12 protein-coding genes are annotated in these 15,454 nt (G+C 34.7%); 5 read left to right on the forward strand and 7 right to left on the reverse strand.

Annotated features, from left to right (window positions below):
* Positions 1 to 145 precede the first annotated feature (145 nt).
* The 6 genes from CW752_RS06135 to CW752_RS06160 form a co-directional block, all read right to left on the reverse strand.
* On the reverse strand, positions 146 to 1,114 hold the full coding sequence (locus CW752_RS06135) for an ROK family protein (RefSeq protein ID WP_101238878.1): 969 nt from the start codon (positions 1,112 to 1,114) through the stop codon (positions 146 to 148).
* 76 nt (positions 1,115 to 1,190) lie between these two features.
* The gene (locus tag CW752_RS06140; protein ID WP_101238879.1) at positions 1,191 to 2,402 is read right to left on the reverse strand and encodes a PepSY-associated TM helix domain-containing protein; all 1,212 of its coding nucleotides are present in this window, start codon (positions 2,400 to 2,402) and stop codon (positions 1,191 to 1,193) included.
* Positions 2,403 to 2,442: 40 nt separating this feature from the next.
* Entirely contained in the window at positions 2,443 to 4,620 is a 2,178-nt protein-coding gene (locus tag CW752_RS06145) for a TonB-dependent siderophore receptor (RefSeq protein ID WP_101238880.1), read from the reverse strand.
* Positions 4,621 to 4,770: 150 nt separating this feature from the next.
* Positions 4,771 to 7,845: a preprotein translocase subunit SecA gene (secA, locus tag CW752_RS06150; protein WP_101238881.1), complete on the reverse strand. Its 3,075-nt coding sequence runs from the start codon at positions 7,843 to 7,845 to the stop codon at positions 4,771 to 4,773.
* A 125-nt stretch (positions 7,846 to 7,970) separates the two neighbouring features.
* Positions 7,971 to 8,192 (reverse strand): DUF2795 domain-containing protein, encoded by a 222-nt coding sequence (locus CW752_RS06155; protein ID WP_002662059.1) that lies wholly within the window; start codon positions 8,190 to 8,192, stop codon positions 7,971 to 7,973.
* 135 nt (positions 8,193 to 8,327) lie between these two features.
* Positions 8,328 to 9,356, reverse strand: a complete 1,029-nt coding sequence (locus CW752_RS06160; protein ID WP_101238882.1) for a GDP-mannose 4,6-dehydratase — start codon at positions 9,354 to 9,356, stop codon at positions 8,328 to 8,330.
* A 90-nt stretch (positions 9,357 to 9,446) separates the two neighbouring features.
* Here CW752_RS06160 and CW752_RS06165 point away from each other — a divergent pair, with 90 nt between their 5' ends.
* From CW752_RS06165 to CW752_RS06175, 3 genes are all read left to right on the forward strand, one after another.
* A complete protein-coding gene (locus tag CW752_RS06165; protein ID WP_101238883.1) occupies positions 9,447 to 10,241 on the forward strand; it encodes a DUF2797 domain-containing protein in 795 nt (264 codons plus the stop codon).
* Between the two features lie 83 nt (positions 10,242 to 10,324).
* Positions 10,325 to 10,513 carry a hypothetical protein gene (locus tag CW752_RS06170; protein ID WP_101238884.1) on the forward strand — a complete coding sequence of 63 codons (189 nt, stop codon included), beginning with the start codon at positions 10,325 to 10,327 and terminating at the stop codon, positions 10,511 to 10,513.
* Between the two features lie 135 nt (positions 10,514 to 10,648).
* Positions 10,649 to 13,294, forward strand: a complete 2,646-nt coding sequence (locus tag CW752_RS06175; RefSeq protein WP_101238885.1) for a hypothetical protein — start codon at positions 10,649 to 10,651, stop codon at positions 13,292 to 13,294.
* Between the two features lie 116 nt (positions 13,295 to 13,410).
* Here CW752_RS06175 and CW752_RS06180 read toward each other — a convergent pair whose 3' ends face one another.
* Positions 13,411 to 13,761, reverse strand: a complete 351-nt coding sequence (locus tag CW752_RS06180; RefSeq protein ID WP_101238886.1) for a hypothetical protein — start codon at positions 13,759 to 13,761, stop codon at positions 13,411 to 13,413.
* A gap of 174 nt (positions 13,762 to 13,935) precedes the next feature.
* On the opposite strand from CW752_RS06180, the gene CW752_RS06185 reads away from it, so the two are divergent.
* Positions 13,936 to 14,130, forward strand: coding sequence for a hypothetical protein (locus CW752_RS06185; RefSeq protein WP_101238887.1), 195 nt, complete (start codon positions 13,936 to 13,938; stop codon positions 14,128 to 14,130).
* 122 nt (positions 14,131 to 14,252) lie between these two features.
* Positions 14,253 to 15,299, forward strand: a complete 1,047-nt coding sequence (locus CW752_RS06190; protein ID WP_101238888.1) for a PA0069 family radical SAM protein — start codon at positions 14,253 to 14,255, stop codon at positions 15,297 to 15,299.
* Positions 15,300 to 15,454: the final 155 nt, after the last annotated feature.

Raw genomic sequence — 15,454 nt, forward strand, 5'->3', positions numbered from 1 at the left:
AATCTTCGCAGTGGTAAAAAGAGAGGAACCTTTTGTAAATTTAACAAGATATAATTTGCACATGTCTTAGAATACACTAATAAATCGTGGCCTAAAAAAAAGCGATCTCATCATGAGATCGCTTTAAATATGATAAGTGTATCAATTATTTTTCCCAAACCAAAGCACTTGCTCCAAGGATGGCAGCATCTGCTTCGTCAAGTTCACTGAATACTAATTTTACTTTATTTCTGAAGATCGGAAGAAGGTTTCTTTCCATGTGAAGTTTAGCCGGTTTTAAAATAAAGTCTCCTGCTTTGATTACGCCTCCAAATAAAAGAATGGCTTCCGGCGAAGAGAACATGACAAAGTTAGCTAACGCTTCACCCAATTTCTGACCTGTATATCTGAACACTTCAATAGCGATCGGATCTTCTTTCATTGCACATTCATACACTGTTTTAGAATTGATTTCATCTTCAGGATATTGGTTCAGCATAGATTCCGGGAATTCTGCCCTCATTTTCTTAGCCGTGATGGTAATTCCCGTTGCTGAGGCATAAGCTTCAAGACTTCCTTCAGAACCTGTACTCCAGTGTTTTCTTCCTCCGGGTTTTACAATGGTATGACCAAGCTCACCTGCAAAACCATCATGTCCATAGATTAAGTTTCCGTTGGCAATAATTCCGCTTCCTACACCTGTTCCTAGGGTAATCATGATAAAATCTTTCATCCCACGGGCAGCTCCGAAAAGCATTTCCCCTAAAGCAGCGGCATTAGCATCATTGGTAACGGTACAAGGTAAATTGAACTTTGCTGTCATAAGTTCAGCAAAAGGAATTACACCTTTCCAAGGTAGGTTGGGGGCCAGCTCAATAGTTCCTTTATAATAGTTTGCATTAGGTGCACCTACACCGATTCCGTCGAAGTGTTTTTCTGCTCCGTGTTTTTCCATTAAAGGATAAACGTGTTCATATAGTGCATCGATGAAATCTTCAACTTTGTCATACGCATCTGTCTTTAGGTTTCCTTTATCCAGAACCTCTCCACGATGGTTTACGATCCCGAATTTTGTATTGGTCCCACCGATATCAACTCCCAGGGCAACTTGCTTTGATAAATCTATTAATGACATTTCTATTAAATTCTAGGGACTAAAATTATAAAAAAGATTGTATTAATGGATTATGAACTCCGTATTATTTAAACTTTTAAGCTGTTTTTATTGGTTTTTTCTTTTTTCTTCCCCACCAAATCATGAATCCGGTCACCGGAAGGGAAGCACAAATAAGACTTACAATGAAAGCAATAATCTTTGTAGGAAGACCTAAAATAGCTCCTACATGAATATCATAATTGGCACTCACTACCTTTTCTCCAAAGTTTTTATCTTTAGGATCATGGGTATGAAGGAGCGCTCCGGAATTTTCATCAAAAATCAAGCTGCTGCTTTTGTGGTAAGAGTAACTAAGATGCTTTACATAGACTTCAAAGTTAGGATGTTCATGGTCATCCAAATGCTCATGGCCAAGATCTATGGCGAAACCATAAGAATCGGGGTATTTCAATTTTACCGTATTGATAATTTTATCAAGAGTTCCCTCTGTTCTTAATTCAATAGGGGCTTTTGTTTTGATATGGGAAAAGTCCGGGTATTTTGTTTCTCCACCGGAGAAAATTACGTAAATCATTGTCTGTACAACAAAGAATGCATAAAATAACCCTGTAATAGAGAAAATTAAAGCAAAGATGGAGGCATAAAATCCCAAGACATTGTGAAGATCATAGTTCTTTCTTTTCCAACTTTTGACGTTTTTCCATTTGAAAGCAAAACGCTGCTTCCTGGCAGCTTTATTTTTAGGCCACCATAGAACAATTCCGGTAATGAGCATGATGACAAAAATGATGACCGGAATTCCCACCACATAAGTTCCCCAATCCTGTTTAAGAAGAAAGCTCCAGTGGATCATTTTTACAATGTTAAAAAAACCATTTTTCTCATCATACACCCTAAGTACTTTTCCTGTATAAGGATTTACATATGCTTGTTTGTAGATAGGAAATTCATCAAAATAGTTCCAACCTTTTGTATTGTGCTCATACCAAAAGAATGAGTATGACATTTTTTTATCGATAGGGATATTGACCCAATGGATTGGGTATTTTTCTTTTACCTGTTCCGCAACAGCTTTTTCCATGACACGAATAGGGAGAATCTGCTTATGCTCAATATCCTGTTCATGATGATAAATCACATCTTTTCTGGTGATATTTTCCACTTCATCTTTAAAAACATAAAGTGCTCCGGTAATGGAAATAATAAAGATTAAAAATCCGATTCCCAGTCCAAACCAAAGGTGAAGTTTGGCCGACCATTGTTTCAAGAATCCTGGTTTCTTTTTATGGTAATGTTTCTTTTTCATAGCAAAAAAGTTAACCCTCTATGGGGCTAACCTTTATTTTTTAGAATTTATATCCGATTGATATTCTGAAGTTCCTAGGTGCATCTGCCTGATAATAATAGTATCCGGCATACGGGGTCCCGGAATATAAATATCTATTGAAGATATTAAACACATTCAGGTTAACTCTGAATTTTGAGTTTTCCCAAGAAGCACCGGCATCAAATTTTACATAATCACCCATTTGTAAAGTGTTTGTACTTCCCCAATCCCAGCTGCTTCTGTCTCCCATATAGGTGCCTCCGAAGCTTAATCCAAATCCTGTAAGTTCACCTACTGTAAATGTATAGTTTAACCATCCATTCAACGTATGTTTAGCATATCCCGGAACTTTATCTCCTTTGTTTGCTTTTGGAGTTGTTTCCGTGAATTTATTTTCAGTGAATGCATAATTGAAGATAGCATTTAGACCTTTGAATACTTCTCCCTTCAGATCAAATTCTATCCCTTGTGCTCTTGTTTTTCCAAGTAGGATTGAATATTTATAAGTAGGATCTGATGGATCTCCTGTTATTGCATTATTTTTATTAATACTATACAATGATAATGTAGTATTCCATTTTCCGGCAAACCAGTCTTTTTTGAAACCAACTTCTACATTACTTCCTGTTACAGGTTTTGCTGTAGTTCCATCTCTGAACAAACCCGCTTGAGGATTGAATGATTGATCATATAAAGCATAAGCAGATGTATTACTGTCAATTGAATAGCTTAATCCAATACGAGGGGTGATTCTGTTAGCTTCAGACAATGTACCATAGTTGTTTTCTTTTACCGTGGTATAACGTGCTGCTAAAGTAAGTCTTAAAGCGTCATCCAAGAATCCTAATTCATCCTGTAAGTACAGACCTGTGTAATTTTGGTCAATTGTACCTCCGGCACCGGCTCTTACAGAAAGAGGTTTACTGGTATCAAATGGTTTGTAAGTGCCATTAGGTCCTGTATAAGGGCTTCCTCCATTGATATCATAATTACGGGTATTTACATTATACCAATATCTGTAATCAGGTGTACTATCATCTCCCTTTTCATTGTTTTTATCCAAGCTGTAGTTCTGATTCCAGTCTGCAATATATTTTTTGCTTCCTAAATCTAATCCAACTAGAATTTTATGAGAAACAGCACCGGGTTTAGCATAACCGTTTAAAAATAATTGTCCAAACTTCATCTCATTGCTTGCTTCCCAATAATTAAGTCCACGAAGCATATACTGTCCTTCAAATTTTGTTGGCCAAATATCACTTCCTAATGTATATTCATTAACATAGGTAAGCTGAGATGTTAGTTTCCAATTTTCATTGAACTTATGTTGTAAATTTAGATTGATTGTATTATTAGTAACCCTTGTAGGATCAATGCTTGGATCAGTGATACTATACTCAACCGGTTTTGTAGCATAACCGTTTGCGCTGAATACATAGGCAGAACCTACTTCAGACATTTTTGCTTTTTGAAAAATATATTCCGCTGTTAAAGTAGTTTTGTCAGTAAGATCTATCTTCAATGATGGATTAATAATGTACCTGTCATTGAATTCATAGTCTCTGAAACTATTTTTGTTCTGAGCCATTAAATTCAATCTGAAGGCTACCTTGTTGGTGATTTTTGAGTCAACATCCGCTTCTCCTCTGTACATATTGAAACTTCCAAGTGTTACCCTTGCTGTTCCGTTCAGCATATTCCCAGTAGGTTTTTTTGTTACGATATTATAAATACCACTTGGTTCTCCGTTTGACATTAAAAATCCTGATGGTCCTTTAATGAACTCAATATGATCTACATAGCTCATGTCCTCACTTAAAGGGCCCCAGTTGGACGTAACATTCACTCCATTCATAAAAGCTGCTGCTCTGGCTCCTCTCATATTTACTCTCGTATACATATCTCCCCAGTGTTCAAGTCGCTGAGCTCCTGCAACATTTCTTAGAACTCCGTCTCCTAAAGTAGTGACCTGCTGATCTTCTAATGCTTTGTTGGTGATAATGGAAATGTTTTGAGGAATTTTTATAAGAGCTTCATCAAGACGGAGAGAAGAGGATCCCTGCTTTTCAACATATTTCTTATAATATTTGCCATTGACTACAATTTCTTCAATATGATTAGATTTGGTGGAATCTTTCTCTTGTGCTGCTACAATGATTGAACTCAATAATGAAGCACAAACCAGTACATTTTTCATGAAAGTCAAATTTTATGCAAATATATTATTTTTAACTATTCTAAATAAATTATATTATTGACATTTATCATAAAATTATATACTATAGGTAATAAAAAACCGCTCTAGCCAATGCCGGAGCGGTTTCTTTATAATATTGTTAATTATTTCTTAGGCAGGGATTTCTCCTTTGTATAAGAAAGAAATAATTTCTTTATTCAATTTATCGATCATTTCACTGAATAAGTGGAAAGATTCCTGTTTGTAAATTACAAGCGGGTCTTTCTGCTCATAAACTGCACCCTGAGATGATCTTCTTAAATCATCCATTTCACGAAGGTGAAGCTTCCAGTTCTCATCGATGATAGATAATGTGATATTCTTTTCAAAGTCGTTCACTAAACTTTCACATTGAGTATCATAAGCTTCCTTAAGATCAGCAACAATAGTCATTGTTTTGTGACCATCTGTGAAAGGAACCTGAATCATTTTAAACATTGAACCTTGATTTTGATATACATTCTCAATAATTGGGAACGATTTTTCTTTCAATAGGTTCAACTTCATTTGATAATCCTCTTGAGCCGCTTTGAACAAGATATTTGTTAGGTCCTGAATGTTTTTATTACTAAAATCATTTTGAGAAACCGGAGATTCCATCGTAAATGTCTTAATGATTTCGTATTCAAAATCTTTATAGTTTCCTGTAGCTTTTCCTTTCGCAACGATAGAATTAGCCACATCAAAAATCATATTGGTGATATCATACTTCAGGTGATCTCCGAATAGAGCATTCTTTCTTCTCTTATAGATAACGTCACGTTGCTTGTTCATTACGTCATCATATTCAAGAAGTCTCTTTCTGGTTCCAAAGTTATTCTCTTCTACTTTTTTCTGAGCTCTTTCGATAGATTTACTGATCATAGAGTGTTGAATAACTTCACCTTCTTTATGACCCATTCTGTCCATCATTTTAGCTATTCTTTCAGAACCGAATAAACGCATCAGATTATCTTCAAGAGATACATAGAACTGAGAACTTCCCGGATCTCCCTGACGTCCTGCTCTACCTCTCAACTGTCTGTCAACACGTCTTGAATCGTGTCTTTCTGTACCGATAATAGCTAAACCTCCGGCATCTTTTACCGCTTTGGAAAGCTTAATGTCGGTACCACGACCTGCCATATTGGTTGCAATCGTTACAACTCCCGGCTGTCCTGCTCCTGCAACAATCTCTGCTTCTTTTTTGTGAAGCTTCGCGTTCAATACCTGATGTGGGATTTTTCTTAATTGAAGGGCTTTAGAAAGCAATTGAGAAATTTCAACAGAAGTTGTACCTACAAGTACCGGTCTTCCTGCTGCTGTTAATTTTTCGACCTCTTCAATTACAGCGTTATATTTTTCTCGGTTAGTCTTATAAACTAAATCTTGTCTGTCATGTCTTAAGATAGGACGGTTCGTTGGAATAACTACAACATCTAATTTGTAGATTTCCCAAAGTTCTCCTGCTTCCGTTTCTGCTGTACCGGTCATCCCTGCAAGCTTGTTGTACATACGGAAATAGTTCTGAAGCGTAATCGTTGCAAAAGTTTGAGTCGCTGCCTCAATTTTTACACTCTCTTTCGCTTCGATCGCCTGGTGAAGACCGTCAGAATAACGTCTTCCTTCCATGATACGACCCGTTTGTTCGTCAACAATTTTTACCTCGCCATCAATTACTACGTACTCATCATCTTTTTCAAATAATGTGTACGCTTTCAATAGCTGGCTCATTGTGTGAACACGTTCTGATTTTTCAGCAAAATCAGCAAAAAGTCTTTCTTTAGCTTCAAATTCTTCTTCTTTAGATAAATTTTTAGCTTCTACTTCAGCGATTTCAGTTCCGATATCCGGAAGAACGAAGAAGTTAGGATCAGAGTTTCCTTGAGACATGTATTCAACACCTTTGTCTGTAAGGTCTACCTGATTGTTCTTTTCTTCAATAACGAAGTAAAGATCCTTATCTACAATCGGCATATCACGGTTGTTGTCCTGCATATATTGCGCTTCAACTTTCTGAAGCAATGCTCTGTTTCCGCTTTCCGATAAGAATTTAATTAATTGTCTGTTTTTAGGAAGACCTCTGTATGCCTGAAGCAATTTGAAACCACCTTCTTTAGTATTTCCGGAAGCGATTAATTTTTTAGCTTCATTAAAGATTGCAGAAACAGTCTTTTTCTGAACTTCAACGATTCTGTCGATAGAAGGTTTTAGAACATCAAATTCTTGTCTGTCTCCTTGTGGAACCGGACCTGAAATAATTAAAGGTGTTCTGGCATCATCTACCAATACAGAGTCTACCTCGTCCACGATAGCAAAGTTCAATTCTCTTTGTACCAATTCTGAAGGTGAAGTTACCATATTATCTCTCAAATAGTCGAAACCAAATTCGTTGTTGGTTCCGTAAGTAATATCTGAGTTGTATGCTTTTCTTCTTCCGTCTGAGTTCGGTTGGTGGTTATCGATACAGTCGATAGACATTCCATGGAACTGATAAAGGGGACCCATCCATGCAGAGTCTCTTTTTGCAAGATAATCATTCACGGTTACCACGTGAACACCTCTTTCCGGAAGTGAATTTAAATAAATAGGTAATGTTCCTACCAAAGTCTTACCTTCACCGGTTGCCATTTCGGCAATTTTACCTCCGTGAAGAATAATACCTCCGATAAACTGAACATCGTAGTGGACCATATCCCAAACTACAGGAGTTCCGGCAGCGTCCCATGAGTTTTTCCAAACAGCTTGGTCTCCTTGAATTTCTACGAAATCTTTCCCTGCAGAAGCGAGTTCTCTATCCCAGTCATTTGCAGTTACACGAATTTCTCCATTCTGCGCCCATCTTCTTGCCGTTTCTTTGATCAATGCAAAGGCTTCCGGAAGAATCTGAACAAGAACTTTCTCTTCAATTTCGTATGATTCTTTCTTTAAAGACTCAATTTTTGAGAAAAGAGCTTCCTTCTCGTCAACGTTTGTTGAATTTTTTATCTGCTCTTTAATCTGTTCTATTTGAGCTGTGATCTTGCTGGTTGCAGATTTAATATTCTCTTTAAACTCAGCAGTTTTTTGTCTCAAACCATCATCCGTCAATTGTTGGATGTTAGGTTCTACAGCCTTGATTTTTGTTACAACTTTTTTTACTTCTTTTAGGTCCTGCGCTTTTTTGTCTCCCAAAAACCCTTTAAGAACTTTGTTTAAAAAACTCATAAATTTTTTGCTTTATGCTTAATGCAAGATGCTTTAAGCGTTTTAAATGACACGCTTATCGTGTAAATTAATATATAAAAAGGGCAAAAAAGCTCTAAGCACACAGCCTAAAGCTTATCGCTTTATTAATATTCGTCCTCGTTCCAAAGGAAATCCTCGTCCGTTGGATAATCGCTCCAAACTTCCTCTATAGATTCATAAATTTCCCCTTCGTCTTCAATAGCCTGAAGGTTTTCTACTACTTCCATTGGTGCACCAGTTCTGATTGCGTAGTCAATAAGCTCTGCTTTTGTCATTGGCCAAGGTGCGTCACTTAGATATGAAGCTAATTCTAATGTCCAGTACATAATTTTCTAATTTTTTGCAAAAGTATAAAAATAGGTTGTATAATAAACTTTTTTATACTTGATTTTCAATTCTTTTTATAATTTTTCTCATAAATGCCTGTCACAAACTGGGTGGCAGCTTTGTCAGTAATTTACTTAATGTCGTTTTCTCAAAAACCATTCCACAAATTTTTTTATGCCATTTTGGAAGTCTGTGTCTGGTTTATACCCTATTAAAGCCTTTGCTTTTGTAATATCGGCATTGGTTTTTGTGACATCACCGGGCTGCATTGGCAGAATTTTTTTGGTGGCAGTAATTCCTAAAGTCTTTTCTATTGTCGTAACCATCTGAGATAAGGTGACCACTTGGTTTTCTCCCAGGTTAAGAATTTCATAGATGTTAGTATTGTTTTCTAAATACAGGATGGATTTGGCGATTCCATCAATAATATCATCTATATAAGTATAATCTCTGGCGGTATTACCATCCCCATAGAAAGGGATTTCCTGATTTTCCGAAATAAGCTTCGTAAATTTATGAATAGCAAGATCCGGTCTCTGTCTTGGACCATAAACGGTAAAAAATCTTAGCTGGATCATATCAATATGGTAAAGATCATGGTAAACATGCCCTAAAACCTCACCACATTTTTTCGTTGCAGCATATGGGGAAATGGGATTATCCACATTATCTGTTTCTGCAAAAGGAATTTTTTCATTATTCCCGTAAACACTTGATGAAGACGCACAAATGAATTTTTTAATATCAAAAACCCTGCAAAGCTCCCAAAGATTCATTGTTCCGCGAACATTTACTTCTTCATATTCCAATGGTCTTTCAATAGATGGACGGACGCCGGCAAGGGCTGCCAAATGAATAACCATATCTATGGAATGAGTTTTGAAAATGTTTTCAAGCCCCTTTTTATCTCGGATATCCTGATAATAAAGGGAATATTTATCGGATTGAGAAAGAGTAATTAAACGTTGAATATCCGTCTCTTTATCGGAGAATTCAAAATCCGAAATATGATTAATAGACTCTAAAGTATTTTTAATTTTGATCTGATAGTGATAGAAATCATCAAAATTGTCAATGTTTATGACAGAATGTCCATTTCTTAATAATCGTTCAATTAAATGAGATCCGATAAAACCGCTACCGCCTGTTACAAGATAAATCATCTGTGGTTTTTTATGAATACAAAAATATAAATTTTACTATTTGAAAAATATAATCATTAAATTTACTTAAAAAAGTAATACAAATATAATATGCAGTTTCAAGGGCAAATTTTAAAGATGACGAGCTACGATGCAAAGCCGATTCAATATTATCTCAATCTTTCAGGGGATCTGATCCATATGAATGAGCTGTTTGGTAAAGAATTAAGCATAAAGCACGTAGGGTTTCAATGTGTAAACTGTGGTGAAAATAAGCCTATTTATAGAATGGGTTTTTGTAAAAATTGTTTTTTTGAAAGCCCATATGCTAGTGATACGATTATCCGCCCGGAGCTTTCTACAGCACATTTAGGGGTAGCAGAAAGAGATTTGGAGGTAGAAAAAGAAATACAGCTTCAACCTCACACGGTATATCTGGCATATACAGGAGATGTAAAAGTAGGAGTAACAAGAAATACTCAAATCCCCACAAGATGGATTGATCAGGGTGCTACTTTTGCTTTGCCGATCGCAAGAACAGAAAATCGCTATGAAGCAGGAATGATAGAAGTAGCTTTAAAAGACCATTTACCAGATAAAACCAATTGGAGAAAAATGCTTCAGGATGATTTTGAAGGAGAAATAGATCTTGCTGATTTCAGACAAAAAATCAAAGAATATTTTCCGGAAGATTTTCAAAAGTTCTATCGTGAAGGAGAAGAATTATGGATGTTTGATTATCCTTTTGAAAAACCCGGGAAAGTATCATCATTTACTTTAGATAAAAAACCTGAATTTACCGGAGTCCTTACCGGAATTAAAGGACAATATCTTGGATTTGAAGGTGGGAATTTTATCAATGTAAGAGGGCATGAAGGATATGTAATTGAATTGGGAGTACAATAATTAGCCTTATAATTAAAACACTATTAGACTAAAAGTACATGAAAATAAGAAAAATAGGGACATTTTTAATTGTAGTTTTTTTAATGACTATAATTATTTTTGTGTTTGAGATCAACGTAGTGAATAATGAGCAAAATTTACCAAAAACGGTTATCAAGCATCTACTGTTTTGGTCATTTGTAAAATCTTTTGTAATGTCTTTAGCTATTTTTCTAGCCAACTATCTTACTGGAGGAGGTACGTTGAAGTCGAAATCTTTAGATAAAAAATAGTTGTAATAATTCAATATGAAAAGCTCCTGTTTTTTTTCAGGGGCTTTTTTATTGGTAATTCTATTTGTTTTTTCTCTGGTTGTTCAATAACTTTAGAAAAGAAATTGATCAAAAGCATTTTCAAAATAGAACAATATGAAAAAATGGGTAAAAAGACTATTAACAAGTTTGGGAGTTCTTGCAGGGCTGGCTCTTGCTGTGAATTTCGGACTGAACCTATGGCTTAAGACCCAGCTTCCGGATTATATCAAAAACAAAACTGATTATAAAGTCTTCTATAAGTCTTTGGATGTAGACCTGGGTACAGGTAATATTCTCGCTACAGGTGTTTCTGTAAATAACAAAAGCCCTCAGAATATTAATGTTATTGGACTTCAGGGAACAATTGATACATTGAAAATAAGTCGTTTGGGAATTTATGATGCTATTTTTAATAAAAAAATCAGTTCCTCTGATCTGTTGTTGTCAAAACCTAATCTCAATATAATTCTGTCTAAACCTGTTGATCAAAAAACAGGAAAAAAAAGGAATCCTTTTTTATTTGAAAACATAAGAATTAATGATGGGACAATTGCTATTTTCAAACATACAAAACAAAAGCTTTTATCAGTACATCAGCTGGATTTATTTGTAGAAAATTTACGAATGACGGAAGAATCTATAGAAAATCAATTGCCCATTGTATTTGATCGATATAGTATTAAAGGAGAAAACTTTTTCTTTCGACCAAATAAAGTCTATGCAATTACTATTAATTCAATTACCACAGCTGATGGGCAGATGTCTGTTGAAGATTTTAAGCTGATTCCACTGCTGTCTTTTTCTCAATTTAAAAAATTCTATCCTCAAAAAGCTCAATTATTTGAATTTACGATTCCCAAAATGGATTTCAAAGATGTAGCTTTAACTAAAAATAAAATTGCTCTCACGAATGCCGATTTTCAAAATCCCATTCTTACTGTTTACAATACTGGGGTGAAAATAAAAAAAACAGAAAGAGAATCTGATTTTGAAATTAATTTAGAAAATATAAAATTAAATAATGTTAGTGCTCAGATCAATAAACCGGATGGAAATAAACTTTTATCCGTAAGAAATCTTAATTTGAATATCAATAAACTGTTGTTCAATAAAGAAACCTCAGAACAGATTATTCCTATTAAATATAAGGATTTTACATTTTCAGGGAAAAATATTTCGTTTTCTGATCACCAGAATATCAATATTGAAAGAATAGCTTTAAAGCCGACAAGCGGAGAAATCAATAATATTTCACTTTCTCCCGGAACTTCTACTGTTGGAAAAACGATGATGGATATCAAGTCTGATCATGTTGCATTCAATATTAATAAGCTAGATTTTATTAATAAAAAATTGGTGGTAGATCTTAAAGATATTCTTATAGAAAATGCAAATGGAACGATTAAGGCGGGAGAGAGCAAGCCCGATACAAGTACTCAATCCGGAATTATCCATTCTATTATTGTACGAAAAGCGTCTTTGAAGAATTCAAATATAACTTATGATAAAGGGAAACAGCCATTATCTTTTCATGACCTGAATGCCACTGTAAATAATATTGAAGTTTCTCCCAAACCGAATAATCAAGGACTTTCTTTTCAGGTAAAAGATTATTTTCTTACCACAAGAAATTTTGCATATAATACTCCGTTTTATAAAATAAGTGTAGGTCTTTTAAAATTAAATAAAAATAAGATTCAGGTTAATAATTTTGCTATGAAACCTCTCGTTTCGAGAGCGCAATTTATCAAAATGATACCCGTTGAAAGAGATTTGTATGATTTGAAAGCCGGACAAATAAGTGCGGTGGGAGATTGGGATCTGCTTTCTCCAAATAAATTCATTAATGCATCCAATGTGGCTGTTGAATCAGCACATGCTAATATTTTCAGAAGTAAAATCCCAAAAGACGATCCCAAAATAAAGGATTTATATTCAAAAATGCTCCGTTCTATTAAATTTCCAATGAATATTAATAATCTGAATTTGAAGAATTCTGTTTTAATATATGAAGAAGACACTCCCGAAAGCATGGGACCTGGGAAATTAACTTTCAGCAACTTTAATATGAATGTTAAAAATCTGAATTCTGCCAAGGCTAAAGGAAGACCTACAAAAGTTGATATTAACATCAATTGCTCATTTATGAACCTGTCACCCCTTTCTGTGAATTGGAATTTTGATGTGGCAGACCAAAATGATGTATTTGCTATTTCGGGTAAAACAACCAATCTTCCAGCCAGCGGGATCAATGCATTTATTCGTCCTTATCTTCACGTGACAGCAACGGCGGGAACCATTCAGGAGATGCTTTTCAATTTTAAAGGAAACCCTGCAGGACTGCATGGAACATTTAATTTAAAACATAAGGGCTTGAAAATCGCTGTCTTAAATAAACATAACCATGAAAAAAAAGGATTTTTAACTGCGGTTGCCAACATCTTTTTAAAATCGGATTCCGGTAGTTTCCCCGAATCGGTTACTATAGAAAATGTTGAACGTGATCCTACAAAATCATTTTTTAATCTGTTTTGGAGGGGGATTGAACAAGGGTTGAAGAAAACATTGATTGGAAAAAATGCTGAAAAAACAGAAAAAAAAGTGAAGCATGCCGTTTCTTCTGTGAAAGAAATGAAACAATCTGTCGAAGAAATAAAACAGGAAATTAAAGACAAAAAAGCAGCGTCAAAGTCACAAGAAACAAAAAAAGGGTTTTTGAATAATATCTTTAAAAAGAAAGAAAATTCTGAAAAAGACTAATTTTTTAAACCATTAAGGAGTCGTAATTACAACTATTCTTCTCAATTGGCACGAAATAAACCTATTTGAATTAAAACATTTTAATGGTTTAAAAAATTAATATTGAGATAGATGGGCTAAAAGTTAAATTCGTCACTTTCCAAAATTGGGATATTTCTTAAAAATTCGTCAAATTTTTCACCGGGATAATTGCTGTCTGCCCCATAAGAGTCAATGATCATTCCTTGATTTCCAACACTATCTTTCACTACATACAATACCGCATTGTCATCGGGATTACTGTCTCCTTCAAAACGATAAGTTTTTAAAATGATCAATTCTGTCGGTTGATAGATCTTTTCAGAGTTCTCAAACTTCATTTCACAATTTTCATTCATTCTGAATTCCCTATGTATTCCTCTTTCAGACAGAGTTTTCATAACCTGGCTCAAGGTAGTCATTCTGTCAATGTTTTCCGGATTTTCCATAATAATATTTTTCTTGAAGAGTACAATAATTAAACCATTACATCTTTAAATATAAGAAAAATAGCAGATTATGGTTTTCTTAAAAATATAGTTTAATGTTAACAAAATTTATAATTTGAAAAAATAAAATAGGTATACTTTTTGCAATGGTATCAATAATAAATCAATGAAAATATGAAAAAAGAAGTTGGAGTTTTACTGGCAGGAGGGGTTGGTCTTTTGGCAGTATTAAGTTTAATTGGAATCAAAAAAATATTGACTAAAAAAGATAAAAAATATAGTGATACCTATTCGGATTATCACAGACACTTTGATGAAAAAGGCCATGACGATGAACATCATGGCGTAGAATTTTATGCGCTGAAGTAGTAAAAAAATATATTTAATTATGTTTAAATCCAACGCTTTTGAAAGTGTTGGATTTTTTTGTGGATAACTTTAGTGTTAAAACTCATTATTTTACAAAAATTCCATTCTAATTTTACAACAGAATGCAAAACGAAAATTTCATAAAAGGTCAGGGAGCTCAGCGAAACGTTATCAACCGTTTCGACAGATATACCTATGAGCCGGAAGATGAAGATTTCGAAACAGTAAAGACTTCCTTTACCGAAGTTTTTCCAAAAACAATAGTTAATCAGGTAAAAAGTGAAGACTTACCAATGGAATATTCTATGAATCCCTATCAGGGATGTGAGCATGGATGTTCTTACTGTTTTGCAAGACCTACCCATGAATATTGGGGATATAGCGCAGGAATTGATTTTGAAAGAAAAATCATGATAAAAAAGAACGCTCCTGAGCTTTTGGAAAAATTTTTTCAAAAAAGAGGATATAAAGCAGCACCAATTTTATTATCCGGAAATACTGATTGTTACCAGCCGGCCGAACGACAATTTGAAATTACCAGGAAATTATTGCAGGTCTGTCTTGATTACAGGCACCCTGTTAATGTTTTAACCAAAAATGCATTGGTATTAAGAGATCTCGATATTTTAAAACCGATGGCAGAACAAAATTTAGTTTCTGTTTCATTGAGTATTCCTACTATTAATGAAGAATTGAGACGTAAGATGGAGCCAAGAACAAGCTCTGCAAAAAATAAATTGAAAGCAATTGAAATTCTTTCCGAAAATAAGATACCTGTTCATATAATGGTTGCTCCCATTATTCCCGGACTTAATAGCGATGAACCTTTAAATATTCTGAAAGCTATTTCCGATGCTGGTGCTTTAAATTTTGGATATACCTTGGTGAGATTAAATGATACCGTTGAACCTGTTTTTGTTAATTGGATTGAAACTCACTTTCCGGATAGAGCCCAGAAAGTTTTGAATTTGATCCGTTCTATGCGTGGAGGAAAACTTGGAGATAAAAGATATTTTGAAAGACAAAGAGGAGAGGGGAATATTGCAGAAATGATTCACACTACTTTTAAAATTGGTAGGAAAAAGTTTTTTGACGACAAAGAATTTCCTAAACTTTCTACGGCAAACTTTACAGGAACGAGGGATCAACAACTGAGATTGTTTGATTAATCTAGATTCTTCACATTCACCAATAGAATTTCTTATGTTTTTATATATTATATAGTATACTCTTTTTTTTCGGAGCTAATCCCGCTATCCACTCATACTCCTCGCTCCGACGCGCATCCGCTCTCAAACCCTCCGACTCTCCACCTCCCAGCTGT

It is taken from the genome of Chryseobacterium sp. PMSZPI (assembly GCF_002835665.1).
Classification (GTDB): Bacteria; Bacteroidota; Bacteroidia; order Flavobacteriales; family Weeksellaceae; genus Chryseobacterium.

Excerpts from the sequence above, each read along its gene's own strand:
- CW752_RS06135 (WP_101238878.1), bottom strand. The coding sequence starts at position 1,114 with ATGTCATTAATAGATTTATCAAAGCAAGTTGCCCTGGGAGTTGATATC.
- CW752_RS06140 (WP_101238879.1), bottom strand. The coding sequence starts at position 2,402 with ATGAAAAAGAAACATTACCATAAAAAGAAACCAGGATTCTTGAAACAA.
- CW752_RS06145 (WP_101238880.1), bottom strand. The coding sequence starts at position 4,620 with ATGAAAAATGTACTGGTTTGTGCTTCATTATTGAGTTCAATCATTGTA.
- secA (WP_101238881.1), bottom strand. The coding sequence starts at position 7,845 with ATGAGTTTTTTAAACAAAGTTCTTAAAGGGTTTTTGGGAGACAAAAAA.
- CW752_RS06155 (WP_002662059.1), bottom strand. The coding sequence starts at position 8,192 with ATGTACTGGACATTAGAATTAGCTTCATATCTAAGTGACGCACCTTGG.
- CW752_RS06160 (WP_101238882.1), bottom strand. The coding sequence starts at position 9,356 with ATGATTTATCTTGTAACAGGCGGTAGCGGTTTTATCGGATCTCATTTA.
- CW752_RS06165 (WP_101238883.1), top strand. The coding sequence starts at position 9,447 with ATGCAGTTTCAAGGGCAAATTTTAAAGATGACGAGCTACGATGCAAAG.
- CW752_RS06170 (WP_101238884.1), top strand. The coding sequence starts at position 10,325 with ATGACTATAATTATTTTTGTGTTTGAGATCAACGTAGTGAATAATGAG.
- CW752_RS06175 (WP_101238885.1), top strand. The coding sequence starts at position 10,649 with ATGAAAAAATGGGTAAAAAGACTATTAACAAGTTTGGGAGTTCTTGCA.
- CW752_RS06180 (WP_101238886.1), bottom strand. The coding sequence starts at position 13,761 with ATGGAAAATCCGGAAAACATTGACAGAATGACTACCTTGAGCCAGGTT.
- CW752_RS06185 (WP_101238887.1), top strand. The coding sequence starts at position 13,936 with ATGAAAAAAGAAGTTGGAGTTTTACTGGCAGGAGGGGTTGGTCTTTTG.
- CW752_RS06190 (WP_101238888.1), top strand. The coding sequence starts at position 14,253 with ATGCAAAACGAAAATTTCATAAAAGGTCAGGGAGCTCAGCGAAACGTT.